The organism is Streptomyces sp. NBC_00539 (assembly GCF_036346105.1).
Taxonomy (GTDB): domain Bacteria; phylum Actinomycetota; class Actinomycetes; order Streptomycetales; family Streptomycetaceae; genus Streptomyces.
Genome location: NZ_CP107811.1, coordinates 6,354,259 through 6,379,305 on the forward strand (window position 1 = coordinate 6,354,259; position 25,047 = coordinate 6,379,305).

At 72.9% G+C, this 25,047-nt stretch carries 24 protein-coding genes; 8 read left to right on the forward strand and 16 right to left on the reverse strand.

Features of this window, described 5'->3' with window-relative positions; all coding sequences use genetic code 11:
• Nucleotides 1–4: 4 nt before the first annotated feature.
• From OG861_RS28735 to OG861_RS28760, 6 genes are all read right to left on the reverse strand, one after another.
• Nucleotides 5–1,324, reverse strand: a complete 1,320-nt coding sequence (locus OG861_RS28735; protein WP_329192617.1) for a PP2C family protein-serine/threonine phosphatase — start codon at nt 1,322–1,324, stop codon at nt 5–7.
• Nucleotides 1,321–2,346: a SpoIIE family protein phosphatase gene (locus OG861_RS28740; protein ID WP_330261902.1), complete on the reverse strand. Its 1,026-nt coding sequence runs from the start codon at nt 2,344–2,346 to the stop codon at nt 1,321–1,323. The genes OG861_RS28735 and OG861_RS28740 overlap by 4 nt, the downstream gene beginning before the upstream one ends.
• Nucleotides 2,334–2,801, reverse strand: a complete 468-nt coding sequence (locus OG861_RS28745; RefSeq protein ID WP_329192613.1) for an ATP-binding protein — start codon at nt 2,799–2,801, stop codon at nt 2,334–2,336. Before OG861_RS28745 ends, OG861_RS28740 begins: the two co-directional genes overlap by 13 nt.
• Nucleotides 2,785–3,228 (reverse strand): STAS domain-containing protein, encoded by a 444-nt coding sequence (locus tag OG861_RS28750; RefSeq protein ID WP_329192611.1) that lies wholly within the window; start codon nt 3,226–3,228, stop codon nt 2,785–2,787. Before OG861_RS28750 ends, OG861_RS28745 begins: the two co-directional genes overlap by 17 nt.
• Nucleotides 3,225–4,112 carry an STAS domain-containing protein gene (locus OG861_RS28755; protein ID WP_329192608.1) on the reverse strand — a complete coding sequence of 296 codons (888 nt, stop codon included), beginning with the start codon at nt 4,110–4,112 and terminating at the stop codon, nt 3,225–3,227. The genes OG861_RS28750 and OG861_RS28755 overlap by 4 nt, the downstream gene beginning before the upstream one ends.
• A 149-nt stretch (nt 4,113–4,261) precedes the next feature.
• The gene (locus OG861_RS28760) at nt 4,262–4,540 is read right to left on the reverse strand and encodes a hypothetical protein (protein WP_329192607.1); all 279 of its coding nucleotides are present in this window, start codon (nt 4,538–4,540) and stop codon (nt 4,262–4,264) included.
• A gap of 283 nt (nt 4,541–4,823) precedes the next feature.
• Between OG861_RS28760 and OG861_RS28765 the strand changes: the two genes are divergently transcribed.
• From OG861_RS28765 to OG861_RS28775, 3 genes are all read left to right on the forward strand, one after another.
• Entirely contained in the window at nt 4,824–5,249 is a 426-nt protein-coding gene (locus OG861_RS28765; protein WP_329192605.1) for a hypothetical protein, read from the forward strand.
• A 150-nt stretch (nt 5,250–5,399) separates the two neighbouring features.
• The gene (locus OG861_RS28770; RefSeq protein ID WP_329192603.1) at nt 5,400–6,545 is read left to right on the forward strand and encodes a PLP-dependent cysteine synthase family protein; all 1,146 of its coding nucleotides are present in this window, start codon (nt 5,400–5,402) and stop codon (nt 6,543–6,545) included.
• Entirely contained in the window at nt 6,542–7,798 is a 1,257-nt protein-coding gene (locus OG861_RS28775) for an MFS transporter (protein ID WP_329192601.1), read from the forward strand. Before OG861_RS28770 ends, OG861_RS28775 begins: the two co-directional genes overlap by 4 nt.
• Before the next feature lie 101 nt (nt 7,799–7,899).
• On the opposite strand, the gene OG861_RS28780 is transcribed toward OG861_RS28775, so the two are convergent.
• The 3 genes from OG861_RS28780 to katG form a co-directional block, all read right to left on the reverse strand.
• Nucleotides 7,900–8,832 (reverse strand): hypothetical protein, encoded by a 933-nt coding sequence (locus OG861_RS28780; RefSeq protein WP_329192600.1) that lies wholly within the window; start codon nt 8,830–8,832, stop codon nt 7,900–7,902.
• 273 nt (nt 8,833–9,105) lie between these two features.
• Nucleotides 9,106–10,533 (reverse strand): hypothetical protein, encoded by a 1,428-nt coding sequence (locus tag OG861_RS28785; RefSeq protein ID WP_329192598.1) that lies wholly within the window; start codon nt 10,531–10,533, stop codon nt 9,106–9,108.
• 216 nt (nt 10,534–10,749) lie between these two features.
• The gene (katG, locus tag OG861_RS28790; RefSeq protein WP_330261903.1) at nt 10,750–12,981 is read right to left on the reverse strand and encodes a catalase/peroxidase HPI; all 2,232 of its coding nucleotides are present in this window, start codon (nt 12,979–12,981) and stop codon (nt 10,750–10,752) included.
• Nucleotides 12,982–13,373: 392 nt separating this feature from the next.
• Here katG and OG861_RS28795 point away from each other — a divergent pair, with 392 nt between their 5' ends.
• The 3 genes from OG861_RS28795 to OG861_RS28805 all read left to right on the forward strand — a co-directional run bounded on the left by OG861_RS28795 (nt 13,374) and on the right by OG861_RS28805 (nt 15,394).
• A complete protein-coding gene (locus OG861_RS28795; RefSeq protein WP_329192592.1) occupies nt 13,374–13,784 on the forward strand; it encodes a Fur family transcriptional regulator in 411 nt (136 codons plus the stop codon).
• Between the two features lie 105 nt (nt 13,785–13,889).
• Nucleotides 13,890–14,381: a hemerythrin domain-containing protein gene (locus OG861_RS28800; RefSeq protein WP_329192590.1), complete on the forward strand. Its 492-nt coding sequence runs from the start codon at nt 13,890–13,892 to the stop codon at nt 14,379–14,381.
• Complete coding sequence (locus tag OG861_RS28805) at nt 14,378–15,394, forward strand: cation diffusion facilitator family transporter (RefSeq protein WP_329192588.1); 1,017 nt, start codon at nt 14,378–14,380, stop codon at nt 15,392–15,394. Before OG861_RS28800 ends, OG861_RS28805 begins: the two co-directional genes overlap by 4 nt.
• Here the strand turns inward: OG861_RS28805 and OG861_RS28810 are convergent.
• A complete protein-coding gene (locus tag OG861_RS28810; RefSeq protein WP_329192587.1) occupies nt 15,388–15,882 on the reverse strand; it encodes a hypothetical protein in 495 nt (164 codons plus the stop codon). The two genes, OG861_RS28805 and OG861_RS28810, sit on opposite strands and share 7 nt — an antisense overlap.
• Nucleotides 15,883–15,979: 97 nt before the next feature.
• Nucleotides 15,980–16,405 carry a VOC family protein gene (locus OG861_RS28815; RefSeq protein ID WP_329192586.1) on the reverse strand — a complete coding sequence of 142 codons (426 nt, stop codon included), beginning with the start codon at nt 16,403–16,405 and terminating at the stop codon, nt 15,980–15,982.
• A gap of 225 nt (nt 16,406–16,630) precedes the next feature.
• Between OG861_RS28815 and OG861_RS28820 the strand changes: the two genes are divergently transcribed.
• Together OG861_RS28820 and OG861_RS28825 are read left to right on the forward strand one after the other, a co-directional pair.
• Nucleotides 16,631–18,124 (forward strand): cellulose binding domain-containing protein, encoded by a 1,494-nt coding sequence (locus OG861_RS28820; RefSeq protein WP_329192585.1) that lies wholly within the window; start codon nt 16,631–16,633, stop codon nt 18,122–18,124.
• Nucleotides 18,125–18,228: 104 nt separating this feature from the next.
• A complete protein-coding gene (locus OG861_RS28825; protein ID WP_329192584.1) occupies nt 18,229–18,456 on the forward strand; it encodes a hypothetical protein in 228 nt (75 codons plus the stop codon).
• A 37-nt stretch (nt 18,457–18,493) separates the two neighbouring features.
• Here the strand turns inward: OG861_RS28825 and OG861_RS28830 are convergent, their stop codons facing one another.
• The 5 genes from OG861_RS28830 to OG861_RS28850 form a co-directional block, all read right to left on the reverse strand.
• Nucleotides 18,494–19,711: a phospholipase D-like domain-containing protein gene (locus tag OG861_RS28830; protein ID WP_329192582.1), complete on the reverse strand. Its 1,218-nt coding sequence runs from the start codon at nt 19,709–19,711 to the stop codon at nt 18,494–18,496.
• A 78-nt stretch (nt 19,712–19,789) separates the two neighbouring features.
• Nucleotides 19,790–21,043 (reverse strand): ATP-binding protein, encoded by a 1,254-nt coding sequence (locus OG861_RS28835; RefSeq protein WP_329192579.1) that lies wholly within the window; start codon nt 21,041–21,043, stop codon nt 19,790–19,792.
• A complete protein-coding gene (locus OG861_RS28840) occupies nt 21,040–22,356 on the reverse strand; it encodes an ATP-grasp domain-containing protein (protein WP_330261904.1) in 1,317 nt (438 codons plus the stop codon). Before OG861_RS28840 ends, OG861_RS28835 begins: the two co-directional genes overlap by 4 nt.
• Nucleotides 22,353–23,672 carry an ATP-grasp domain-containing protein gene (locus OG861_RS28845; protein WP_329192576.1) on the reverse strand — a complete coding sequence of 440 codons (1,320 nt, stop codon included), beginning with the start codon at nt 23,670–23,672 and terminating at the stop codon, nt 22,353–22,355. The genes OG861_RS28840 and OG861_RS28845 overlap by 4 nt, the downstream gene beginning before the upstream one ends.
• Entirely contained in the window at nt 23,669–25,045 is a 1,377-nt protein-coding gene (locus OG861_RS28850) for an MFS transporter (protein WP_329192574.1), read from the reverse strand. Before OG861_RS28850 ends, OG861_RS28845 begins: the two co-directional genes overlap by 4 nt.
• Nucleotides 25,046–25,047 lie beyond the last annotated feature (2 nt).

Consider the following 25,047-nt stretch of genomic DNA (forward strand, 5'->3'; position numbering starts at 1 on the left):
TCTCTCATCCGATAGACCGTTTGTCAGCCCGCCTGCCTTGGGCGGGCAGGCGGCGAACACCCTTCGTCGCGGGGGCCATCGAGGCCTTCGCGGTCATCCGCATGGCGAGGGCGAGGGTGTCGTCGGCATGGAGGACGACGGTGTGCATCTCGGCGGCCACGGCATCGGGGATCTCCGCTATCGGGCGGTGGGCGTGTTGCTCCACGGCCTTGATGAGCCGCGACTCCCCCTCGATGAGGTCCCTGCGGCTCTCGGTGAGGCCGTCGGTGTAGAGCAGGAGCAGATCACCGGGCTCCATGCGTTCTCGCAGCACCGCATCGCCGCCCGGGGAGGGGAAGCCGATGCCCCGGCCGGTCGCTTCGAGGAAGTGCGGCGTGCCGCCGTGCCGTACGAGCAGCGGGGGCGGGTGGCTGCCGCTGACGACCTGGAGGTCCCCGGTGGCGGGGTCGAGCCGGACCAGGAGCACCGTCGCCATCAGATCCGGGTTGAAGGGCATGAGGAGGTGATGGGTGCGGGCGAGGATGGAGGGCAACGGGTGCCCCTCCAGGGCCAGGGTGCGTACCGCGTGCGTGACCGTGACCGCACCGCGGGTGCTGCGCACGCCGTGGCCCAGCGCGTCGACCACGGTGACGTGCACGGTGCCGTCGGGCAGGGCGAACCAGTCGTAGAGGTCCCCGCCGGTCGGCGCGGCCGGGTCCGCGGGCGCGTAGTGCACGGCCAGTTCCAAGCCGTCGATCTCCGGGGGGAGGGGGCGCAGCGCGTCCTCCAGCTCCCGCAGGACCTGGCCGTGCGCCTTGCGCACCTGCTCGTCGCGCTCGTCGAGTTGTACGTAGAGGGCGAGGACGCCGGCGTTGGTCTCCGCCAACTCGTGCTTGATCAGCCGGTGTTCGGCAGTGAGGTGGTCGGCCCGGGCGAGGGCGGCGCGCAGCTCCTCGTCCGCCGCGCGGACCTGCGCCGACAGGGAGTCCGGCAAGGGCGCCGGCGCCCGGGCTTCCCCGCACGGTCCGGCGTCCCGGTCGGGTAGCGGGATGTGCCAGGTGACCGAGTTCGCCGACGTCTCGGGCGCGGTCAGCGGCAGGTCGGCGCTCCGCAGCGGGCCGGCCGCTCGCGGGGCGGTCAGGGTGAGGTTCAGCTGGGGCACGTCGTGCGCGGCGTCGAACACGCTCGTCAGCCTGACGGGGTGGCCGGCCTCGAACTCCGGGCAGGCCAGGTCCGTCACCGACAGCACCAGTCGGCCGCGTACGTCCGCGGGCAGCCGGTAGGAGCGCGCGAGGTCGCGCACCTCCTCGCGGAGCACCGTCACGTCCCAGAAGAGTCTGCTCATGACGGCTCGTCGGGGGCTCTGGCCGCCACCACGGTGGCGTCGTCGCGGGTGCGGTGGTAGCCGTGCGCGACCGTGGCGGCGAGCAGCGGGGCGGGCAGGCGCAGCAGGTGAGCGGGCGGGGTGTGCGCCCACCGCAGGTCGATGCCGTCGGTGTGCAGCGCGGTGGTGGTCGACGCGGTCAGCGGGACGCGGTGGGTGCGCGGGGCGGGCATCCGCCAGCCGACCACCCCCGGCTGACCCGTCAGCCGGTGGTGCACCTCGTCGGGGGAGAGGGCCACCATGCGGACGTTGCCGATCCCGCAGTACTCCGCTTCCCCGGCGCGCAGTCGAAGGAGCGCGACGGCGGCCCCCCGGCTGTGCCGGAGCGCCCGGTGCATGACCGCCATGATCTCCGGGAGGGTGCCCTCGGCGGCCCCGCGGAAGGAACGCACCGCCGCCTGGGCGGCCTCCGCCGCCTCACGGCCGTGCCCGAGGCCGTCCACCACGAGCGCGGTGCGCGCCCCACCGAGGTCGAGGACTGCCGCGGCGTCCCCGCAGTCCTCCTCGCCCGCGGCCGGCAGGCAGACCAGTCCCACCGGCTGCCGGGCGGCTTCGCGCCGGCCGGGAAGGGCGAGCCGGGCGCAGACCACGGTGCCGGTGTCGGTCCTCGAAGTGATGGCGAGCTCCGTCGCGATGCGTCCGACCGCGCCCAGTCCGGCGCCGAGCGTCCCCGTCGTGGTGTAACCGTCGGCCAGGCACCGCGCGACCTCCGCTATCCCCGGACCCCGGTCCGCGGCCACCACTTCCAGGCCGCCGCCCAGCGGAAGCGGCTGCACGTAGAGCACACCGTCGCGGGCGTGCTTGTCGATGTTGCTGGCCAGTTCCGAGGCGACCACGGCCGCCTGGTCGGGCATCGCGCCGGGCAGCGCGCACTCCCGCGCCACGGCGCGCGCGGTCTCGGCCGCGACGTGCACCGCGCTGTAGTGGTCGATGCGGACTTGGCGCGTCGGCGCCACCGGGGCGGGGACCATCAGCGCCGCCATCGTGTGGTGACGATGGTCGTGCCCTCGCCCGGCGTGCTGCGCACCTCGAACTCGTCCATCAGCCGACGGGCGCCGCCCAGCCCGTGTCCCAGACCCACACCGGTGCTGTAGCCGTCGGCCAGCGCCGCCTCCACGTCGGGGATGCCCGGCCCGCGGTCGGTGATCGTGAGCCGGAGCCCCGTACGGCCCTCGGCGCGCGCGGGGCCGACCACGAGGTCCCCGCCCCCGCCGTGGATGTAGGCGTTGCGGGCCAGTTCGCTGGCCGCAGTGATCACCCGCGTCTGGTCGATGAGGGAGAACCCGGCCGCTACGGCGGCGAAGCGCACGGCGTGCCGGACCGCCAGCAGATCGTCCTCGGTGGCCAGGGAGAGCCGGACGGGTTGCGTGCCGGAGGCGTCCGCCGCCGTGGTGTCCGTGCCGTCCACGGTCCGGTTGCCGTCAGCCAGTGGTGCCATGCGGCGCCCCTTCCCGGGGCTGCGGGGCCCGGACCCAGCCCAGCGCGGCCATGCCCTGCTCGGCGTGCAACGCCGTTTCCACGCCCGTGAGTTCCAGCCCGAGTTCCACGAGCGTGATGGCCACCGGGGGGCGCATGCCGGCCACGATGACCCTGGCCCCCAGCAGCCGGGCCATGCTCGTGAGCTCCATCAGGTTGCGCGCCACGAACGAGTCGATGATCTCCAGGCGGGAGATGTCGATGAGGACGCCCCGGGCCCGGTCGGCGGAGATCCGCTCGGTGAGTTCCTGCGCGAAGGCCACGGCGGACTTGTCGTCCAGTTCGTTGAGCAGCCCGGTGACCAGGACGTCGCCCAGTCGCAGGATCGGTACGGCGCAGGAAGGGGCCCCGGCGTGTGTGCCGGAGTGGGCACTTGAATGTGCGCTCATCGGGAAACCGGGGCGCTCGGGGCCGGCGCGGAACCGCCGGTGATCTTCATCGCCTCGGACAGGGCCTCGGCGAGCGTGGCCCGCGTCAGGATGTCGAAGAGGTCGATGCCCAGCTGCGCGATGGTCTGCGCGATGGTGGGCCGGATGCCGCTGATGATGCAGCCCGCTCCCATCAGCCGCACTGCCCGCACGGTCTGCATGAGGTGCTGGGCCACCGCGGTGTCGACGGTGGGCACCCCGGTGATGTCGATGATCGCGACTTGCGCGTCCTCGTCCTGGATGGCCTGGAGCAGGTTCTCCATCACCACCTGGGTGCGTGCGGTGTCCAGGGTGCCGATCAAGGGCACGGCCACGACCTGCCGCCACAGGCGTACGACGGGTGTCGAGACCTCCAGCAGCTGTCGGCTCTGCCGCCGGATGATCTCCTCGCGGCCTTCCGCGTACGTGGCGAAGGACAGGGCGCCGGCCGCGTCGAGCAACTGGTTGATCAGCAACGCCGCCGAGAGCAGCAGGGCGCTGTCGTCGATGGTGTCCCGGACGATGTCCAGCAGGACTTCCTTGAGGGCGAGCACCGACAGCGAGGTGGCGGTCGGGGCTGCCCCCGCCCGTGCCCTGCGCAGCGACAACTCCCTCACCGCGTCGCGCAGTTCCCGGTGCTGGTTCGCCATCTGGCCGACCGGCAGCGTGGTGTCGAGAGCGCTGATCAGCGCGGAGGCCAGGGTGTCCGCCTCGTAGCGCAGGTCGCGCTCGTTGTTGGCCGGGTCCATGGGCGCGCGCTCCAGCTGGAGCACCACCCAGCGGTCAGCTATGTCGTCCGCGCGCCCCTTGAACGACTCCACCACGAGCCGGCGGACATCGGCCGCACCGGTCGGACTGCTGACCACGCGGGTCTCCCTTCGCTGTGCCGGCGTCCGTCCCACATTTAACGCATGGCAATGGTTGTCTCATGACAAATATACGCACGGTGACCCCGGGACGGAAGTCCCGGGGTCTCGGCCGCACAGATCCACAAGGATGTCCCCGATTGCGCCACTCATTCGTGGGAAGGGCGGTGAGCATGGCCGCACACCGCCGAGACGGTGCTCACCACGCCTATCCAGGCCGTCACCGCGGCCCAGGCCATGGCCGTCGAGCCGCTGACGGCGCCCGCGACGAGCAGCACCAGGCACGTGCCCAGGAGCGCCGCGGCGAGCGGGCGGTTCAGCGGTGGCCGACCGGGCGCGGCGCCGGAGCGGCCCGCAGGCCGCTGCTCGTCGGGTCGGTGGGCCCGTGCGGCGTTCTCGCGCGTGGCCAGTCTCACCCGTGCCGGCATCTATGCCTCCGTGTGTTCAGGAACGGTTGTGCTCGCCAACGGTCGTGCTCAGGAACGGCCGTGCTCACCAACGGCCGTGGTCGCCCACCGGGGTGGGAAACGGGGGCGGGGCATGAGCGTGAGGGAGTTCTCGAACGCGCTCATGCCGCGCGTGTGACCGCATCCGCGCGGGTTAAGCCGACGTATTCCGGCCGACTGGCCGGAATGTGGCCGCCTCGCGCACCTGCCGTGCCGGCCGCGGGTCCCGGGTGACTTATCGTGCCCCCCGCGCTACTTTGTGCACATGATCGGTGCGGCGTCGGCTCACGCGGTGGATCACCGCGCGCGGACCGTCGGCGTCCTCGCGCTGCTGCTCGCCGTCGCCTTCCACCTCCTCGGGTGCCTCCACGGACCGGCCGGGGAAGGCCCTCACCTGCGGCCGGAAACCGTCGCGCCCCTCTCCCTCTCCCTCCCCCTCGCCATGGCCCCTGCCGACGCCGTGGTGCCGGTCCACCGTGCCGAGCAGGGCGAGGGCTGCCCCGACGGACTCGGCCACGCCGTCGACCGCGTGCGGGGGGACGCCCACGCCGCGCCGACGACGGCCCGTACGCCGCTCGCCGTCGCCGGGCCGGCCTCGTCGGCGGGTACGGGCAAGGCCGCGTCCCCGGCCGACGACCGGGGCCCGGGCGGCCGGGGAGTCCTCGCCGCGACGTGCGTCGCCCGGACCTGACAGGACCCGCACGGCCGCCGCCGCCGCGCCCCCGCCCGCCCGCGCCCGCGTGCGCCGGGGCCCGGCGGAACGTCCGGCCGTGCGTCCCCGCCCTGATCCGCCGATGCCCGCGCGCCCCAGCGCCGCCCGGGCCCAGGAGCCGCGACACCGATGCCCACCACCTCCGTGCACGTCACCCCCGCACCTCCCACACCTCCCGCCCCGTACGCACCCGCCCCCCTGCCCGCGCGCCGGCCCGCGGATCTCGTCGGCCGCACCCCGCTGCTGTGGGTCGACGAGCCCTTCGCGGACACCGGCCGCGGATTCTGGGCCAAGCTGGAGGGCGCCAACCCCGGCGGAATCAAGGACCGTCCGGCCCTGCACATGGTGGCCCGCGCCCGGGCCCGGGGCGACCTCGCCGACGGGGCGCCGGTCATCGAGTCCTCCAGCGGGACCCTGGCGCTGGGCCTGGCCCTGGCCGGCATCACGTACGGGCATCCGGTGACCGTGGTCACCGACCCCGGACTGGAGCCCTCGATCCGCCGGGCCCTGGCCGCGTACCGAGTCCACGTCGACACCGTCAGCGAGGCTCACACGGCCGGGGGCTGGCAGCAGGCACGCCGGGACAGGGTCACCGAACTGCTCCACGGGCACCCCGGCGCGTGGTGCCCCGACCAGTACAACAACCCCGACAACGCCGCCGCCTACACCGGGCTCGCCGCCGAACTGGTCACCCAGCTGGGCCGCGTCGACGTACTGGTCACCGCGGTCGGCACCGGCGGCCACTCCGCGGGGATCTCCGCCGCACTGCGCGAGACCTCCCCGGCGCTCGAACTGATCGGCGTGGACTCCACCGGCTCCGCCATCTTCGGGCAGCCGGCCGGACAGCGCCTGATGCGCGGCCTCGGCTCCAGCATCCACCCCGCCAACGTCGCCCACGAGGCGTTCGCGGAGGTCCACTGGGTCGCCCCCGAAGAAGCCGTCACCGCCTGCCGCACACTGGCCCGCCACCAGTACGCCACCGGCGGGTGGAGCGTGGGGGCGGTCGCGCTCGTCGCGGGCTGGGTGGCGCGCACCCGTCCCGCCGGGACCCGGATCGCCGCCGTCTTCCCCGACGGCCCCCACCGCTACCTCGACACCGTCTACGACGACGGCTGGTGCCACGGCCACGGCCTGCTCGGCCACGCCCTCCCCGACGCCCCGCAGGAGATCGGACATCCGGCGGAGCGGGTGGTCACCTCCTGGACCCGCTGCACCGACGTCACCCGCCCGGCGCCGGCGCCGCGCACCGCCACGGCGCTTGCGGCTGTCCGATGAGGCGGCTGCGCGCACAGATGCGCTCCTTCGACCCCGGCGTGCGCCTGCTGATGGTCAACCAGTTCGGCATCAACCTCGGCTTCTACATGCTGATGCCCTACCTCGCCGACCACCTCGGGCACGGTCTGGGTCTCGCCGCCTGGGCCGTCGGCCTGGTCCTCGGCGTACGGAACCTCTCCCAGCAGGGGATGTTCTGGCTGGGCGGCACCCTCGCGGACCGGATCGGCTACAAGCCCATGATCCTGGCCGGCTGTGCACTGCGCACCGGGGCGTTCGCGCTGCTGGCCGTCGCCGACACCCTGCCCGCGCTCGTCGCCGCCTCGGCGGCCACCGGTTTCGCCGGAGCGCTGTTCAACCCCGCCGTGCGGGCCTACGTCGCGGCCGGGGCCGGTGCCCGCCGGGTGGAGGCCTTCGCCTGCTTCAACGTCTTCTACCAGGCCGGGATACTGCTCGGGCCGCTCGCCGGACTCGCCCTGCTGCTCCTGGACTTCCGGCTGGTCTGCGCGGCGGCAGCGGCGATCTTCGGCGTGCTGGCCGTCGTACAGGCCCGGTCGCTGCCCGCGCGACGGCCCGGACCGGACCCGCAGCGGACGCCTGGCTGGCGGGGGATCACCGCCGACTGGGCCACGATAGTGCGCAACCGGCCCTTCGTCCTCTTCTCCGCGGCGATGGCCGGCTCCTACCTGCTGGCCTTCCAGACGTACTTGGCCCTGCCGCTCCGGGCGCGGTCCCTGTTCGGCGACGGCGCCGGCACCGTCATGGGCGTCGCCTTCGCCGTTTCCGCGCTGGTGGCGGTCGTGGGCCAGCTCCGGCTGACCGACTGGGCCCGTGAGCGCCTGGACGCCCCGAAGGCGATCGCCATCGGTCTCGCGGTCATGGGGGCGGCCTTCCTGCCGCTGCTGCTGCCGGTGGGCCGCTGGGCGGGCGCGGTCGCCCTGGCCGGGTGCGCGGCACTGCTGGCCGCCGGGGCGGCGCTGCTGTACCCGTTCGAGATGGACACCCTGGTCCGCCTCTCGGGGGAAGGGCTGGTCGCCACGTATTACGGGGCCTACAGCACGGCCTCCGGCGTCGCCGTCGCCGCGGGGAACCTGGGCGTGGGCGCCCTGTTCGACCTCGCGGCCCGTCTGGGCGCACCGTGGCTGCCGTGGACGGTACTGGCCGCGGTCGGAGCGGCCTGCGCGGCCGCCCTGACCGCACTGCGCCGCACCGCCTGCTTCGCCCCGGAACCGGAGGCGGCCACGGTCCCGGGCTGAGGGTGCGGGGCCTCGGGCGGGGCAGGCTGTGCGCCCGCACCGCCGGGGGAACGGCGGCCGGCGCCGCGGCCTCGGGGCGGCGGCGCCGGGCCGTGCGCAGCCTAGGGGGCCGTGGTTTCCGCTTCGGCGGCGTCCGCACCCATTTCCGGGAGGATCGCCTCCGGCAGGTCGGGCATCTCGTAGGGGACGGGTTCGGGGAGCGGGGGGACCGGCGACGGCTGCTCGGACCGGTAGAGCAGGGCCATGCCCGCGAGGACGGCGCCGAGGGCCGCCACGACCACCGCGATGCCCGTCGGCCACGGCAGGAGGCCGCCGACGGCGCCGCCCAGGAGGGACAGGCCCGTCATGGCCGCCAGGGCGTGGACCGCCAGGATCCCGAGGCCGGTCACGGTCGCGGCCGCCCACACCCGCGTACGGTCACGCACCGCCAGGCAGACGGCGAGTGCAACGCACACCGCCACCATGCCCAGCAGCAGCCACGTCCCCGCGCCGCCCTCGGCCAGCAGGCGGGACGGGTGCCGGGGCAGGTACAGCAGCGCGGACCCGGTCAGGACCGCGGCGGTGGGCCACCGCAGCCCCCCGCCGGGCGCCGCGGACTGCCCGGAGCGCTTGACACGCTTGCGCGAGCGGGGCGCCGGGGGTTCGTCGTCCCGTCCTATTCGGTCGGGATGCGGCGCGGGCTCCTCTTCGTTGCTCAGGAGCAGCGCGAGGGAGACGACGTCCTCGACGGGGCGGCTGAGGGCGGCGGCGCGCAGTGCTTCGTTCGCGGCGTCGGGAACCTGGCCGGACCGCCTCAGCAGCGTCACCAGGTCCGCGACCTCTTCCAGGGGCCGGTGGGCGACGGCGGTCTGCAACAGGGTGCGCAGGCCTTCGTCGCCGACGGCGCCGGCCGGGGTGTCAGCGGAACCGGGACCGGCGCCGGTGCCGGCTTCCCCCGACGTGGTCGGTCCGGTCGGCGGGGGCGGCGGGGCAACGGAACCGCGGGCCGAGGCCGGTTCCTCGTCCCCGGCCCGGGGTGGGGGGTAGTCACTCATAGAACGCTCCGTCCGGGTTGACCGTCGCGTGACGACCGCGCACGGCTGGGGGCCGTGCGGCCCCCACGACGTGAGGAGATGTCCACTCGCCGCCACGATGCAGCACATCGGGGGACCCCACCATGCGGAGCAAGCAAACGAGTGCCGCCCCCCGCCCGGCTTGCGTTCCGCGGGGTTCCGTGCGCCCCACCGCCGACCGGTACGGCCCGGCCTGGGCCGTCTCTTCCGCAGCTTGCCTGACCCGCGCCGCCGGCAAGATCCGGAAGAGATGGCCTAGCCGGCGAACTTGCCGCTGGTCAGCGGCCACTCCCGGTTGAGGCTGCCGAGCGGGATGCGGCGTTCGAAGACCGGGGTGCCGAACAGGGACAGCTGCAGGTGCAGCTGCCCGCTCAGGTCGAAGCCGCCGTAGAGCGCCCACGCACCGCTGACGGCGGTCTTGCCGTCCGTGGAGGCGGATGCCTTGGCGTCGGCCTCGCCGCGCAGGTAGGGGGCGAAGTCCGCGGAGACGCCGACGGCCCCGTACAGGCCGACGGAGGCCTCGGCGCCGAGTGCGCTCTTGACCCGGCCGGCGGCGGTGACCTCTGCCTTCACCGGGGAGCTGTGGACGTTCGACGTACTGACCGGGGTCCAGCCCTTGCCCGTCGCGTAGCTGCCGCCGACCCGGAAGTCACCCTTGACGTCCTGTCGCACGTCCAGGGTCACGCGCCCGTCGGCCTCCACCTGCACGTAGCAGGTCAGGTCGAGGTTGACGACGACGGGTACGGGGCCCACCTGGATGACCGGAGCGCTGTGCAGCTTGGCGAACGGGATCCGCTTGGGCGCGCCGGTGCTCGCGGCGGCGTGGCCCTTGAGGCTCCACTGCGAGGACCAGTCGCCGCTCATGCCGAGGAACGCGGAGCGCGGGCCGGAGCCGCCCGCTCCGTCGTACGCGAACTCGACCGTGGGGGCGAGCTGGACGAAGCCGGAGACCGAAGCGCCGGCCGTGACGGGGGCGTCCGGGGCGGTGTCGATCGGGGCGTCGAGGTCGAGGCGCAGGTTGCCCAGGGGCAGCTTCGCGCCCTGGGGACCGAACCGCGCCCCCTGGCCCTTCGCCCAGGACAGGGTGACGCCCTTCATCAGCGGCACCACCGTGACGGAGGCCGGGTCGACGGGGACCTTGCCGTCGGCCTTGTCGTCGCCCAGTGCGGAGGACAGCGTGGTGGGGGCCGTGGCGACCTCGGTGCCGCGGTCGGTCTTCCGTCCGACTTCGGTGACCTTCGCCAGGAGCCCGTCGGGGGCGCCGGGCGCCGGGGCGCTGGCGATGACGTCACCGACGGCGACGGGCCTGTCGGCGGAGGGGGAGCTGCTCGGGGAGCTGCCCGCAGAGCGGTCGGGGGAGGGGCTCGGTATCGGCGAAGCACCCTTCACCGGCGCGGCTATGACGGCTCGTCGGGTGGCCGGGTCGTAGGAGGCGACCTTCAGGGACGACTTCACCGGCGCGCCCTTCCCGGTGCCTTCGGCGCGGGTCACCGCAGCCGTCGCGACGGCGTCCTGCGGGGTCGGTGTGACGTCGAGCCGTTGTGTGCCGTCGGCAATGGGGGCGAGCGTGGCGGGACTTGCGGTGTCCGCCGCCGCGGTGTGCCCGGTCGAGGAGCAACCGGTGGCGGTGAGTGCCAGGGTGGCGAGGCCGGGGAGCAGGAATCGTCTGGCGAGCTTGCGCACGTACGTGGAGACCTTCTGGTGAGGGGAGTTGCGCTACTTACGAGTAACGTGAGGCCCGATCATGCCAGGCCCTCTCACCCCACCGGCGACAACCGGCCACCTCTGCCGACCGCTCCGGCGGACGCCGCCGGCCCCCCGCGGGTACGCGTCAGGGCCGGCCCGTTGTGGGCCGGCCCTGACGTGACGGATCAGTCGTGCGGGATCACTCGCGCGGGATCAGACGAGGTCGAACCGGTCCAGGTTCATGACCTTGTCCCAGGCGGCGACGAAGTCCTTGACGAACTTCTCCTTCGCGTCGTCGCTCGCGTAGACCTCGGCGAGCGCCCGCAGCTCCGAGTTCGAACCGAAGACGAGGTCGGCACGGCTGCCCGTCCACTTGACCTCGCCGGTGGCGGCGTCGCGGCCCTCGAAGGTGTTCCCGTCCCCGGACGTGGACGTCCACGTCGTGCTCAGGTCCAGCAGGTTGACGAAGAAGTCGTTCGTCAGCTGCCCGGGCGTCGTGGTGAGCACGCCGAGCGGCGACTGCCGGTGGTTGGCGCCCAGCACGCGCAGACCACCGACGAGCGCCGTCATCTCGGGGGCGCTCAGGTTCAGCAGGTTCGCGCGGTCGATGAGCAGGTACTCGGCCGGAAGCCGGTTGCCCTTGCCGAGGTAGTTGCGGAACCCGTCGGCGACCGGCTCCAGCGCGGCGAACGACTCGACGTCGGTCTGCTCCTGCGAGGCGTCCACCCGGCCGGGGGTGAAGGGGACCCGCACGTCGAAGCCGGCGTCCTTGGCGGCCTTCTCGACGCCGGCGGCGCCCGCGAGGACGATCAGGTCCGCGAGGGAGATCCGCTTGCCGCCGTCCTGCGCCGAGTTGAAGGACTCCTGGATCCCCGTCAGCGTGCGCAGCACCGTCGCGAGCTGGTCGGGCTCGTTGACCTCCCACCCGCTCTGCGGCTGGAGGCGGATGCGCGCGCCGTTGGCACCGCCGCGCTTGTCGCTGCCGCGGAAGGACGAGGCCGAAGCCCACGCGGTGGACACGAGCTCGGACACCGACAGGCCCGAGGCGAGGACCTGCTCCTTGAGGGAGTCGATGTCCGCGGCGTCGACGACCTCGTGCGTCAGTGCGGGCAGCGGATCCTGCCACAGCAGCGTCTCGGAGGGGACCTCCGGGCCGAGGTAGCGCACGGCCGGGCCCATGTCACGGTGGGTCAGCTTGAACCACGCGCGGGCGAACGCGTCCGCGAACTGGTCCGGGTTCTCCAGGAAACGCCGGGAGATCTGCTCGTAGGCCGGGTCGACGCGGAGCGAGAGGTCGGTCGTCAGCATCGTCGGGGCGTGGCTCTTCGACGCGTCGTGCGCGTCGGGGACGGTACCGGCGCCGGCGCCGTCCTTCGGCCGCCACTGGTGCGCCCCCGCAGGGCTCTCGAAGAGCTCCCACTCGTAGCCGAAGAGGATCTCGAAGAAGCTGTTGTCCCAGGTGATCGGGGTGTTGGTCCAGATGCCCTCGAGGCCACTGGTGATGGCGTCCCCGCCCTTGCCGGTGCCGAAGCTGTTGCTCCAGCCCAGGCCCTGCGCCTCCAGCGGGGCGGCTTCCGGGTCGGCGCCGACGTGGTCCGCCGGGCCGGCGCCGTGGGTCTTGCCGAAGGTGTGGCCGCCGGCGATCAGGGCGACCGTCTCCTCGTCGTTCATCGCCATCCGGCGGAACGTCTCGCGGATGTCGCGGGCCGCGGCGAGCGGGTCCGGATTCCCGTTCGGGCCCTCGGGGTTGACGTAGATGAGGCCCATCTGGACCGCGCCGAGCGGGCTCTCCAGGTCCCGGTCCCCGGTGTAGCGCTCGTCGCCGAGCCAGGTGGTCTCCGGACCCCAGTACACGTCCTCGTCGGGCTCCCAGACGTCCGCACGGCCGCCGCCGAAGCCGAAGGTCTCGAAGCCCATGGACTCGAGCGCGACGTTGCCGGCGAGGATCATGAGGTCGGCCCAGGAAAGGCTCTGGCCGTACTTCTTCTTCACCGGCCACAACAGGCGGCGGGCCTTGTCGAGGTTGCCGTTGTCCGGCCAGCTGTTGAGCGGGGCGAAACGCTGCTGCCCGGCGCCGGCGCCGCCGCGGCCGTCACTGATGCGGTAGGTGCCGGCGCTGTGCCACGCCATGCGGACCATGAAGGGGCCGTAGTGGCCGAAGTCCGCGGGCCACCAGTCCTGCGAGGTCGTCAGCACCTCGGCGATGTCCTGCTTCACCGCGGGCAGGTCGAGGGACTTGAAGGCCTCGGCGTAGTCGAACCCGTCACCGAGCGGGTTGGCCACGGCGGGGTTCTTGGCGAGGATCTTCAAGTTGAGCCGCTCCGGCCACCATTGGCGGTTCCCGCCGCCCTGCGTGGGGTGCGGCGCCCGCTCGTGGGCTACGGGACAGCCGCCCCCGCCCTCGGTTTTGGCGTCTACGACGATTGCATCGTGGTTCTCAGACATGGGAATCCTTCCGGCCCAGGCGGATCGTGGTGCTCAGGTTCTGCATGCGGTGGATCAAGCGGGGCACTCGCCCCCAGTAGATGGCCCCGGCCTCGTCGCTCGCCTCGACGCCGAGGTGGTCACCGTCCCGGACGGTCCCGGGCAGCGGGAGACGGCGCCGGCATCCGCGCGTCGTCGCGGTGCAGTGCCCGGGCGGCGGCCGCTCACGTCTTCGTCTCCTGCCGCTGTGGAATCTTCGTGTCCCTTGGCTATCAACGAAACCGATCCTACGATGGACGCAGTCCAAGTCAAGAAGCAGACCAAGCCGCTATCCAATCGGACTCCACCCGTCCGCGAGTGGATTTCGAGGGTCCCGCCGGACCGGAAGACCGGACCAAAAGAGGTGAGCCGGAATGAGTGACCTGCTGGAGCGGCTACGGGGGCGCGGCTGGCGAATGACGGCCCAGCGACGGGTCGTTGCGCAGGTGCTCGACGGCGACCACGTGCACCTCACGGCCGACGAGGTGCACGCCCGTGCGGTCCGGCTGCTGCCGGAGATCTCCCGGGCCACCGTCTACAACGCCCTGGGTGAACTCGTCCTGCTCGGCGAGGTCGTGGAGGTCTCCACCGACGGCCGCGCCAAGCGCTACGACCCCAACGCCCGTCGGCCGCACCAGCACCTGGTCTGCTCCGGATGCGGCCTCATCCGCGACGTCCACCCGTCCGGCGACCCACTGGCCCACCTCCCCTCCGACGAGCGCTTCGGCTTCACCCTCTCCGGCGTCGAGGTCACCTACCGAGGACTGTGCCCCTCCTGCGTTTGAATCCCGCCGCAGCGAGCACCCCCGAAAGGGACCGGGCGCGCGAGCGGGCCGCCCGGCGGGTTCCGCCGCCCGGGCGGGGCCGCACGTAGCGAGCAGGAGTGGACCATGGCAGTGGAACAGGACGTCGTCGCGGTGATCCTCGAGGACCACCGGCGCATGGAGGACCTCTTCCGTCGGATGCGGAGCGTCGAAGCCGACCGCGCGGCGGCGCTGCGCGAGTTCGCCGCGCTGCTCATCGCGCACGGCGAGGCCGAGGAGGCGGAGGTCTACGGCGCTCTCAAGCGGTTCAAGGGAGTGGACGACGAGGAAGTGGACCACGGCTCCGAGGAGCACGACGAGGGGAACGAGGCCCTGCTGGCGCTGCTGGAAGTCGGCGAAGTCGGCTCGGACGAGTGGGACGAGCGCCTGGAGGAACTGGCCAAGGCGGTGACGCACCACATCGACGAGGAGGAGCGGACGATCCTCAACGGTGCCAGGGAGAGCGTGCCCGATGACCGGCGCGCCGAGCTGGGGGCGGCGTTCCTGCGCGAGCGCGAGCGGCTGTTGGACTCCGACTGCGGCAGCGTCGAGAACGTCCGCGCCGTGGTACGGGGATGAGCGCACGGGGGGCGGCGCAGACGACGGGGACCGGGCGCCCGGCGGAGGGGTCCGCCGGCCAGGACGGCGAGACACGGCTCACGGTGTGGGTGGCCCTCGCGGCGAACCTCGCCATCTGCGTGGCCAAGGCGATCGGCGGAGTCATCGCCGGCTCACCCGCCCTGCTCTCGGAGGCGGCGCACTCCGTGGCCGATTCCATCAACGAGGTGTTCCTGCTGGCGTCGGTCAAGCGCAGCAGGCGCCCCGCCGACAGGCGGCACCCGTTCGGCTACGGCAAGGAACGCTTCTTCTGGTCGCTGCTCGCCGCCGTCGGCATCTTCGTCACGGGTGGCTGCTTCTCGGTCTTCCAGGGCGTCGAGGCCTTGCGCGCGGGCGGCGGTGAATCGCACAGCGGGTACGTGATCGGCCTGATCGTGCTCTTCGTGGCGCTCCTGGCCGAGAGCGCCTCCCTCCTGCGGGCCGTCCTCCAGGTACGCCGCGCGGCGCGGGAAGCCGGCCACGGCCTGGTGGCGGAGGTGCGCGCCGGGCGCGACCCCGCCCTGCGCACGGTCCTGGCGGAGGACAGCACGGCCTGCCTGGGCGTCGTCCTGGCCATGGCGGGGATGGCGCTGCACATGGCGACGGGCGAGGTGGCGTACGAGGCGGGCGCCTCCATACTCATCGGCGTCCTGCTCGTGTACGTCGCCTACGTCCTCGGCAAGCAGGCCCGTACGCAGCTGATCGGCGAGGCGGTCGACCCGGGGCTGCAGGACGAAATCCGCGCGGACCTCGAACGCCAGCCGGAGATCGACTCGGTGACCTCGCTGCTGACCATGCGGCTCGGGCCCGATTCGGCGCTCCTCGCCGCGAGCATCGACCTGACGGCCGGGTACGACAGCGAGACCGTCGAGGACGCGATGGTGCGCATCCGCACCGGCCTCAAGGAACGCTGGCCCGAGCTGGACCAGGTGTTCCTCGACGTGACGGACGCCGCGGCCTCCCGCCGGGCCGGCGTACGGGGACCGGCTCAGTAGACGAGCTTGATCGTCACGTCCTTCGAGACGGGGGCCGGTGCGGTGTCGGTGTAGAGGAGCCGGATGGTGGTGAAGCGCTGCGTGCCGGGGCGTTCGGGCCACGGCTGCGGCTTGCTCAGGGTCACCGTCACGGGGTAGGGGCGGAAGCGGCCCGCCGCGCAGTAGGGGCGGCAGTCGTTGACCATGTCGGTACCGGTGGCCGTGGCGGTCTTCGGCCCCCAGGTCTCCCAGCGCAGCCGCACGAGGCGGTTGTTGCCGTCGCCGCAGGCCAGCAGGTACTCGTCAGGACGCACCTGGCCCTTGGCGAAGCAGTCGACGACCACTACCGGATCGGCGGGGGCCGTGCGGTCGGGGGCCGCTTCGGGGCCGGTGCGCGCCGACGCCGGAACGGCTGCCGCCACGAGGGCCGCGATGGCGCACAGCACACCGGCCGTCCGTACTCCGGCCCGGGGCGCGCGGGTGCGCCGGCCGTCTCCTGATCCGTCCACGAGACCTCCTCGCCCGTCCGTCTCCCACTGGGGACGCCGCCCTGCCAGCTTCCCCCATACGAGCGGACCCCGCATCCGAGGCGGGCGGGACCGCAGGTCAGGGCAGTGCGACGAGCTCGACCTCGAAGCCGTCCTCGTTCTCCAGGTAGGCCGCGTAGTGACCCGCGCCCCCGGCGTGCGGGTGCCGGTCGCCGAACAGCAGCCGCCAGCCGTGCCGCTGCGCCCGCGCGGCCAACGCCTCCACCGCGGCGGCGTCCTCGACGTGGAACGCCAGGTGGTTCAGCCCGGGGCGGCGACGGTCGTGGTGGCCGGCGGTGAGGGCCGGGGACTGTTCGAAGACGAGGTACACCGGGCCGAGCCGCCAGCTCCGTCCCCCGCTCCAGTCCTGGTACGGCGTGTACCCCAGCGCCTTGAGCAGCCAGCCGAACGTGGCGACCGCGCGGGCGAGGTCGGGCACCCAGATCTCGACGTGGTGCAGCGCACCGTGCGTCGGCCGGTCGTCGGGCGGGAGCGCAGGCGTCATGCGGGTGATCCTCGCAGCCGGCACCGACGACTGCGGCCCCTCACCGGACCGTGGTTCGTCGCAGGAGGGGAACCGGGTTGTGCACAGGTGGGTTAAACGGCTCCGATCGCTTCCTTAAGCCCGCCTCAAGGTCTCCGGCCGGAGAGCCAAACCGCACATTTGTCCGTTTCGTGGTCGCTAGCGTGCTGGTCGATCCCTCATCCCACACGCAGAAGCAGGTCCTCCATGGCTGGCAATTCCCACCGCCGCACCACGGGTCCCAAGGCGAAGGCGGCAGCGGCCCTGGCCGTCGCGGCGGCCGTCGGCGGCGGCGCCGTCGCCCTGACGGGCACCGCCCAAGCGGCCTCCGTCAGCGCGGCGTTCACCAAATCGAGCAGCTGGACCACCGGTTACACCGGGCAGTACGTGATCACCAACCGGACCGGCACCCCGCTGAGGGACTGGACCCTCGAATTCGACCTGCCCGCCGGCACGGCCCTCTCCTCCCTCTGGAACGGCGAACAGACCGTCAGCGGGCGCCACGTGACGGTCAAGCCGCCCCGCTGGGACAGCGCGGGGCTCGCCCCCGGCGCCTCCCTCACCGTCGGGTTCGTCACCTCCGCGACCGGCGGCGCCGGCAACCCCACGGGCTGCCTCGTCAACAAGGAGAAGTGCTCCCCGAGCACCGGATCCACCCCCTCGCCCAGCGGGCGGCCGACCACCCGCCCCACCTCCGCCCCGACGGCGGCCCCGTCCACCGGGCCCACCTCCCGGCCCACGGCCGCACCCACCGCGACGGCCACCTCCGAGCCCGCCCCCACCGGCACCCCGGGCGGCGGGGGCACGACCTCCGCCGGATTCGCGCCGTACGTGGACACCTCGCTCTACCCGGCCCACGACCTCCTCGACACCGTCGCGAAGACCGGCGTCAAGGAGTTCAACCTCGCCTTCGTCACCTCGGGCGGCGGCTGCACACCGCTCTGGGGCGGGACCACCGCCCTGGACGCCGACCGGGTCGCCTCCCAGATCTCCGCGCTGCGGGCCAAGGGCGGTGACGTGCGCGTATCGTTCGGCGGCGCCGCCGGCTCCGAGCTGGCTCTGGCCTGCGACTCCGCCCCCGCCCTCGCCGCCGCCTACGGCAAGGTCATCGACACCTACGGACTGACCAAGGTCGACTTCGACATCGAGGGCGGTGCCCTGCCCAACGCCGCGGCGAACACCCGCAGGGCGCAGGCCATCGCCCGGCTCCAGAAGAGCCACCCCGGACTCGACGTCTCCTTCACCCTCCCGGTGATGCCGGAGGGCCTCACCCAGGCCGGCCTCGACCTGCTCGCCGACGCCCGGCACAACGGGGTGGCGATCGCCGCCGTCAACATCATGGCCATGGACTACGGGCCCGCCTACGCGGCGGACATGGGCGGGTACGCCATCCAGGCCGCGACCGCGACGCAGGCGCAGATCAAGTCGGTTCTCGGTCTCTCCGACGCCGCGGCGTGGAAGACGGTGGCCGTGACGCCGATGATCGGGGTCAACGACGTGGCCGCCGAGGTCTTCACGGTCGAGGACGCCGCCCAGCTGGCGTCCTTCGCCCGCTCCAAGGGCATCGGCCGGCTCGCGATGTGGTCCGCCGCCCGGGACAGGCAGTGCGCCGGCGGCGCCAAGGACCACGCCGACCCGACCTGCTCCTCCGTCGTCCAGGAACCGCTGGCCTTCACCAAGGCCCTCGCCGCACTCCGCTGACCCGGCGGCCGCCCGTTCGGCCTGCTTGGGACCTCGGCGACCGGGTAGGCGGGGCTGTGACCGCCGGCGTGCTCGCCGGCCGGTGGAGAGGAAAGGACTCGACGATGACCGACCGCGAACGCAGCGAGCCGCCGCGCACCACCCCGTCCCACGCCCCGGGTGAGGCGGGTGACGAGGCAGCACGACGGGAAGCCGAACGCGCCCAGCGCGGCACCCAGGACCAGACCGCGGAGGGCGAGCCGGGAGAGGCGGCCGACGCGCTCTCCCCGAGCCCCGGCGCGCAGCGCAGCTCCCGCAGGCACGCGCAGTCCGGCGACTCCGACCGGCCTTGACCGGTTCCCGTCCGGCGCCCACGGCGCGCCCCAAGGGTCACAGATAACGGCGGATGGGCAGGACCGCGGCCTCGCGTGCGCGCTGCGCGAGGGAGCGGTCCTTCCATCTGCCGGGGCGGATGGGGTCACTGGCCTTGAGGTCGGTGTCGTAGTGCCCGTCGAGAACGGCGGTGAAGCTCCGGTCCATGACGGCGAGCATCACCTCTTCGTCGTGGTCCAGGGAGCGCCGGTTGAAGTTGGTGGAGCCGATCAGTGAGACGACCCCGTCCATGGTGATGATCTTGGCGTGCATCATGGTCGGCTGGTATTCGAAGATCCTCACACCGCTGGCGGTCAGCGCTTCGTAGTGACGCTGGCCCGCCAGCCGGCACACCCGCTTGTCCGTGTGGGGGCCGGGCAGCAGGATCTGGACCTCCACGCCGCGACGCGCCGTCGCGCACAGCAGGTCGACGAAGTACGTGTCGGGCGCGAAGTAGGCCGTGGCCAGACGCACCCGCTCCTCGGCCGACTCCAGGATGACGCGGATCAGGGTCTGCATGTCCTGCCAGCCGAAGCTCGCCGACCCGCGTACGACCTGCACGATCGCATCGCCCGACGGTTCGTGCCCGACGAAGCGGTCCCGGTCGTCGAAGAGCTCCGCATGGCACTCCGCCCAGTTCTGGGCGAACGCCGCGGCGATGCCGTCGACGGCCGGACCGCGCACCTCGACGTGCGTGTCACGCCACTCCCCGGGATTGCGGGCGTCGCCGCACCACTCCTGCGCGATGCCGACGCCGCCGGTGAACGCGGTCTGTTCGTCCACCACCAGCACCTTGCGGTGACAGCGGTGGTTCTGCTTGAGCGGGGAGAGGTAGAGGGGCTTGCGGAACCAGGCCACCTGCACCCCCGCGGCGTCCATCTCCTCCAGGAGCTCGGGCTCTATGAGACGGCTCCCGAACCCGTCCAGGAGGAGACGGACCCGCAGACCGGCACGGGCCCGGGCGGCCAGTGCCGCGGCGAACCGGCGGGCGATGTCCCCGCGCCAGTAGACGAAGGTCATCATGTCCACCGTGTGGCGGGCCTCCTCGATCGAGGACAGCATCGCCGCGAAGATCTCGTCTCCGTTGCGCAGCGGACGCAGACTGTTGCCCTCGGTCGCGGCGATGCCTATGAGCCGTTCCAGGCGCCTGCGGATCCGGACGATCCGTTCGTCCGCTCCGGGGGCTGCCGGCTCTTCGGCCGGTTCGCAGGTGGCCGATGGCACTCCGCTGGTCATACAAGCACTCCTCGATCGGTCCCGTGCGACCTCGGACCCTATCGAACAGTTCTGCGCAGGGGGTCACCGCCCGTGCGGTCAGTCGATCACGATCTCCGCCTCGAAGCGGGCTCCCAGCTCCCGCAGCCGCTTCTCGCACTCCTCCCGCGTCGGCGCCGACAGGACCGCCGCGGCCAGGAAGTCCGAGGACAACGCGGCTTCGGCGAGCACCTCGCCGGGCTCCGCGAACACCCCGTAGAACTCCACCCACGGCTCCTCCGGCGTGGCCGGGATGCCGCGCACCGTTCCCGGGCGCTTCATCATCAGGACCTGACCCGCCATCCGGAGCGGCTCCAGCCGGCCGCCCTCCGGGAGGCGCTCCAGGGCCGGCAGCCGCAGTCCCGTGTGCGCGCGCGACGCCAGCTCCACCGGGTGCACCCCGAAGACGGCGGTCAGCACCTCGCGGATGCGCGCGCCCGCCGGCCGGGCCGCGACCTCGCAGACCACCAGCCGGTCGTCGGGCGTGTGGAACACCTCTGCGTGGAAGGCGAAGTCGGCCGGGCCGCCCAGCGCCGCGAGCGCCGCCTGCGCCAGCTCCAGCAGCCTCGGCGACAGCGGGTCCGACGGGTCCAGCGTGAGGTCCACCCGGGCGCCGCTGTCGGCCTGGAAGGACGACAGCTCGTACTGGTACTGCGAGGGCCAGGCCATGACCGTACGGCCGCCCGCCACCACCCCGTCCACGTGGCACATCCGGCCCGGGACGTACGCCTCCAGCAGCAGGTCCTCGCGGGGACCGGCGCCCGGGGCGAAGGCCTCGGACAGGTGCTGCTCCAGCTCCTCCACGCTCCGCACGGTCCGCAGGCCCACGGAGCCGAAGCCGTCGCGCGCCTTGAACACCAGCGGCAGTCCGTGCTCCGCCGCGAACGCACGCGCCTCGTCCGCCGTCCGGGGCAGGGTGTGCGGGGCGACGGCGATGCCCGCCGCCGCCAGTTTCCGCTTCATCAGGACCTTGTCCCGGAAGGGCAGCACCTCCTCGGGCAGCTGGCCGGGCAGGCCGAACTTCTCCCGCAGGGCGGCGGCCCGGATCAGGTCCGCCTCGTGGTGCGCGATGACGTGGGTCACCCCGTATTCCTGGATCAGGTCACGGGCGAGCCGGTCGACGAGGTCCTCGTCGTCGAACGTGTCGATGAGTTCGAGGTGGCGGTATCCGCCGGGCCCGTCCGGGACCGGCTCGCGGCCCGCCACGATCTTGTCCCGGGCGGCGATCATCACCACGCCGCCGTCGAGCCCCGCCAGCCACCGGTCGTACGGGAAGGGCTCCAGCGGGAACCGGTGCAGTACGAGCGCGCTCACGCCGCAACCCCCAGTCCGCGGTCGGCGGCGGGAGCGTGCGCAGGGGTCACGTCGATGCGGATCTCCTCGGTCAGCCGCTCGCAGAGGGCTATCGCCGCGTCGGTGTCGGCCGCCGTCACCGCGGCGAAGCCGAGCCGGTCCCAGTTGTCCCGCAGCGGCCGGACCTCGTCGCCGGGGCTCACGGAGACCTCCACGGCCAGCACGTCCGGACGCGCCGCGACCTCCTCCACGCCGGAGACGGCCGTGACCGTGCCTGGGTCCCGGAGGACGAAGCGCGTGCAGGCGCCGGCGCGGGCGATCGGGGGTTCGGGCAGTTCCTCGACCAGGCCCAGCGGCCAGGCGACGCCGTACCGCAGGAGGTCGATCCCGTACGCGGCCTCGACCAGCTCGTTGATGTGGCCGCCGCCGACCCGGTTGTGGGACTCGATGACGACGGGCCCGCGCGAGGTCAGGCGCAACTCGGTGTGGCTCGGCCCGTCGGTCACGCCCATGGTGTCGAGGAAGTCCGCGACCGCGGTGGTGACCTGCTCGTACGCCTGCGGTACGAGCCGGGCGGGCAGGGCGTGGCCCAGCTCCGCGAAGTGCGTGTCGTCGACGAGCTTCTCGGTCACGGCGACCACCACGTGGCGGCCGCCGAAGCTGAACCCCTCCACGCTGAACTCGGGGCCGTCGAGGTAGGACTCCATCAGGAACTCGCGCACCGTGAACAGCGTCGATCCGCGGTCGGTGCGCCGGCCGCGCAGCTCCTCGATCCGCTCCCACGCCGCTTCCAGGTCGGCGGCGCCGCCGACCCGGATCAGACCGAAGCTGGCGGTCGCGTCCGTCGGCTTGACGATGAACGGGAAGCCCGCCTTCAGGGCGAAAGCCTCCAGCGACTCGCGGTCGGTGACCCGGCCCCAGTGGATCGACAACTTGCCGTGTTCCGCCAGGTGTTGGCGCATCAGGCACTTGTTGCGCATCCTGCGGCTCACTTCCGGCCGGGTGCCCGGGAAGCCGAAGTGGTCGTTCAGCCGCGCCGCCATGTCGAGACCGCCCTCGGTGAGGGAGACGATCGTGTCGAACCCCCAGACCTCGCGGGCCGCCTCGGCCAGCGGCCGTACGGTGTCCCACGCGGTGTAGTCGACCATCAGCAGCACGTCGGCCAGCCCGGTCTGGAAGGCGTTGATCTTGTCCGGGTGCTGGAGCAGCACCACGCGGACGCCCAGGGCCTTCGCGCGTTCGAGGTGCTGGTCGGTCCCACCGACGAGGAGCATCGTCCGCTCGGTAACTGGTGTGGCCGGTGGGGCGGCTGCGGTCACGGTTCTCGCGCTCATGACAAGGCTTCCTTCTTGCTGGGGGTGCTGGGAGTGCCGACGTTGCCGGGCGTGCTGGACGTGATGGGCGTGCTCTGCGTGCTGGACGTGTCGTGTGTGCCGGGTGTCACCGTGGTGCGCAGCGCTGCGAACGCAGCGTCGATCCGCTCGGCGGCTTCGGCGGGGCTCGGGGCGTCGACGACGGCGTAGCCGTGCCGGGTACCGGAGTCGGTGGTGCGCGGCAGGACGTCGCCCGGCCCGTACGGGAAGTGCAGGGCGTGCACGTGCTCCTCGGCGCCGAGCTCCGCCAGGCCCTCGACGGACTCCAGGCGCCCGGCGGGCAGCCGGAAGAAGCCGACGCCGGCGTACCGCCGCGGGGCGGGCGTCCTGACGTCCTCGCCGGCCAGGGCCCGGAAGATCGCCGCTTCCATGTCGAGGCCGGTGGCGACCTCCACGAGCAGCGGGATCCGGTCACCGCCCAGCCGGGCCTGCGACTCCACGATGCGCGGGCCGGCCGAAGTGAGGATGACCTCGGTGTGCGCCGGACCGAACGCGTAGCCGGCCAGGTCGAGCAGTGCGGTGACGGTGGACCGGATCGCCTGCGCGTCGACGTCGGGGAGCGGGGCAGGGTGGACGTGCCCGGTCTCCACGAACCCGGGCGGACCGCTGGTCTGCTTGGCCGTGATGCCGACGACCTCGTGCCTGCCCCCGACGGTCAGGGTCTCGACGCTGAACTCCGGGCCCTCCAGGAAGTCCTCGACGATGTACGGGCCTTCGATGCCGGCCGACTTGACCCGCTCGGTCCACTCCGCGAGGTCCGCGGCGGTGCGGACGAGGGCGATCCCGCGACTGCCCGCCGAGTTGGCGGGTTTGACCACGGCAGGCAGGCCGAACTCCGCCAGCAACGGCTCCACTTCGCCGAGCGCGGCGGCTTCCCGGGCGCGGACCACGGAGACGCCGTTGCGGTTGAGCAGACGGCGCATCGCGTTCTTGTCGTTGAGCAGCCTGACGGACTCCGCGCGGTTGGGCGACAGACCGAGCGCCTCGGCTTCGGCGACCACCGGGGCCATGCTGGACTCGCTGCCCAGGTGCAGGACGTGCTGGATGCCGTTCTCCACGGCCATCCGGGCCACGAGCGTGCGCAGCGCGGCCTCGTCCTCGAAGTCGACCAGGGCCAGTGCCTCGGAGTGGGCCGCGACCTTGTCGAGGTAGGCGGCCGGGCGGAGCGCGGGGTCCCAGATGGACCAGACCCGGAATCCGGCCTCGACGGCCTTGCGGACGAGCTGTTCGTACGGCATCACCATCAGCAGGCGGCCGGCGGTGGGGGAGTGGGTCATGACGTTGCTCCGTTCCGGGCCGACGCGACGACCGGCCGGGCCGGCTGCGCGGCGGCGGTGTTCTGGTCCGAGGGCGCCTCGACGGGCTCCGGCTCCGCGGCCGCCTCACCGTGCTCCGCGGCGGCCCGTTCCGCCGCGGCCTGGCGCGCATCGCGCAGCGGCAGCAGGGACCGGTAGACGAGGATGGCGCCGAGGCCGAAGGCCGCGTACAGCAGGCTCATGCCGACCGGCGAGAGGAAGGCCCCGACGGTCACGCACAGCGAGCCGATGAGCAGGCCGATGCGGGCGTTGAGACCGTAGGCGGCCAGGTACTTGGTGCGGGCGGCCGGATCCACCAGGTCGGCGAGCAGCGCCTGCTTGACCGGCACGTTCGCGATCTCGCCGACCGTCAGCAGTACCGCGGCCGCGATCAGGACCCAGCCGCTGTTGCTGACGGCGAGGACCATGTACCCGGCGGTGAAGACCGTGAGGCCCGCGTAGAGCCGGACGCGGTCGGGCAGCCGGCGGAACATGCTGCCGGCGAAGAGCGCGAACACGACGATCAGGGCGGTGTTGACGGCCCGCAGGATGCCGAGCATCGCGACGCCGTCCACCGCCGGGAACCAGCGGTCCAGTCCGGCCAGCGCCTGCTCGGGGAAGTCGTCCGCGAGCCGGACGGCGATGTAGTAGCCGATCTGCACCTCGATGGCCCGGCTGAACGTCGCCGCGGCCAGGAGCCGCAGGAACACCCGGTCCCGGGAGACCGCGAGGTAGCCGCGGAGCATGGCGGGGATGCCGGCCGCCTGGTCCTTGGCGGATTCCGGGGCGCTCTCGGCGATCCACCACCAGGTGACCAGGGCGGTTGCCGCGGAGAGTCCGGCCGCGGCGGTCAGCAGCAGCGTGAAGTGCTCGCCGTAGAAGAAACCGCCGATCAGGGCGCCGGCGGTGAACGCCAGGTTGATCGACCAGTAGTTGACGGTGTAGACGAAGTTCCGGTTCTCGGGGGTGGAGACGTCGATCATCATCGCTTCGGCGGCCGGGGTGGCCGCGCTCGCGAGACAGGTGTTGAGCAGGAAGAGGACGAAGGTCACCGCTCCCGACTGCCACCAGGGCGAGTTGGCCAGGGCCAGCAGCCCGAAGGTGAGGGCCGCCCCGACCTCGCCCGCCACCATCAGCGGTTTGCGGCCGTAGACGTCGGCCAGGTGGCCGCCGAGGAAGTTGCTGGCGATGCCCGCGGCCGCCACGACCAGGGTGAGCACGCCCGCCGCGGCAGCCCCGTACAGGGCGGCCAGGTGGATGACCATCAGCGGCATCAGCATGATGCCGAGCAGCCGCTGGACGAATCCCACGCCCAGCCTCAGTTTGATGTTCGGGTGCAACGCGCGGAAGTTCATGC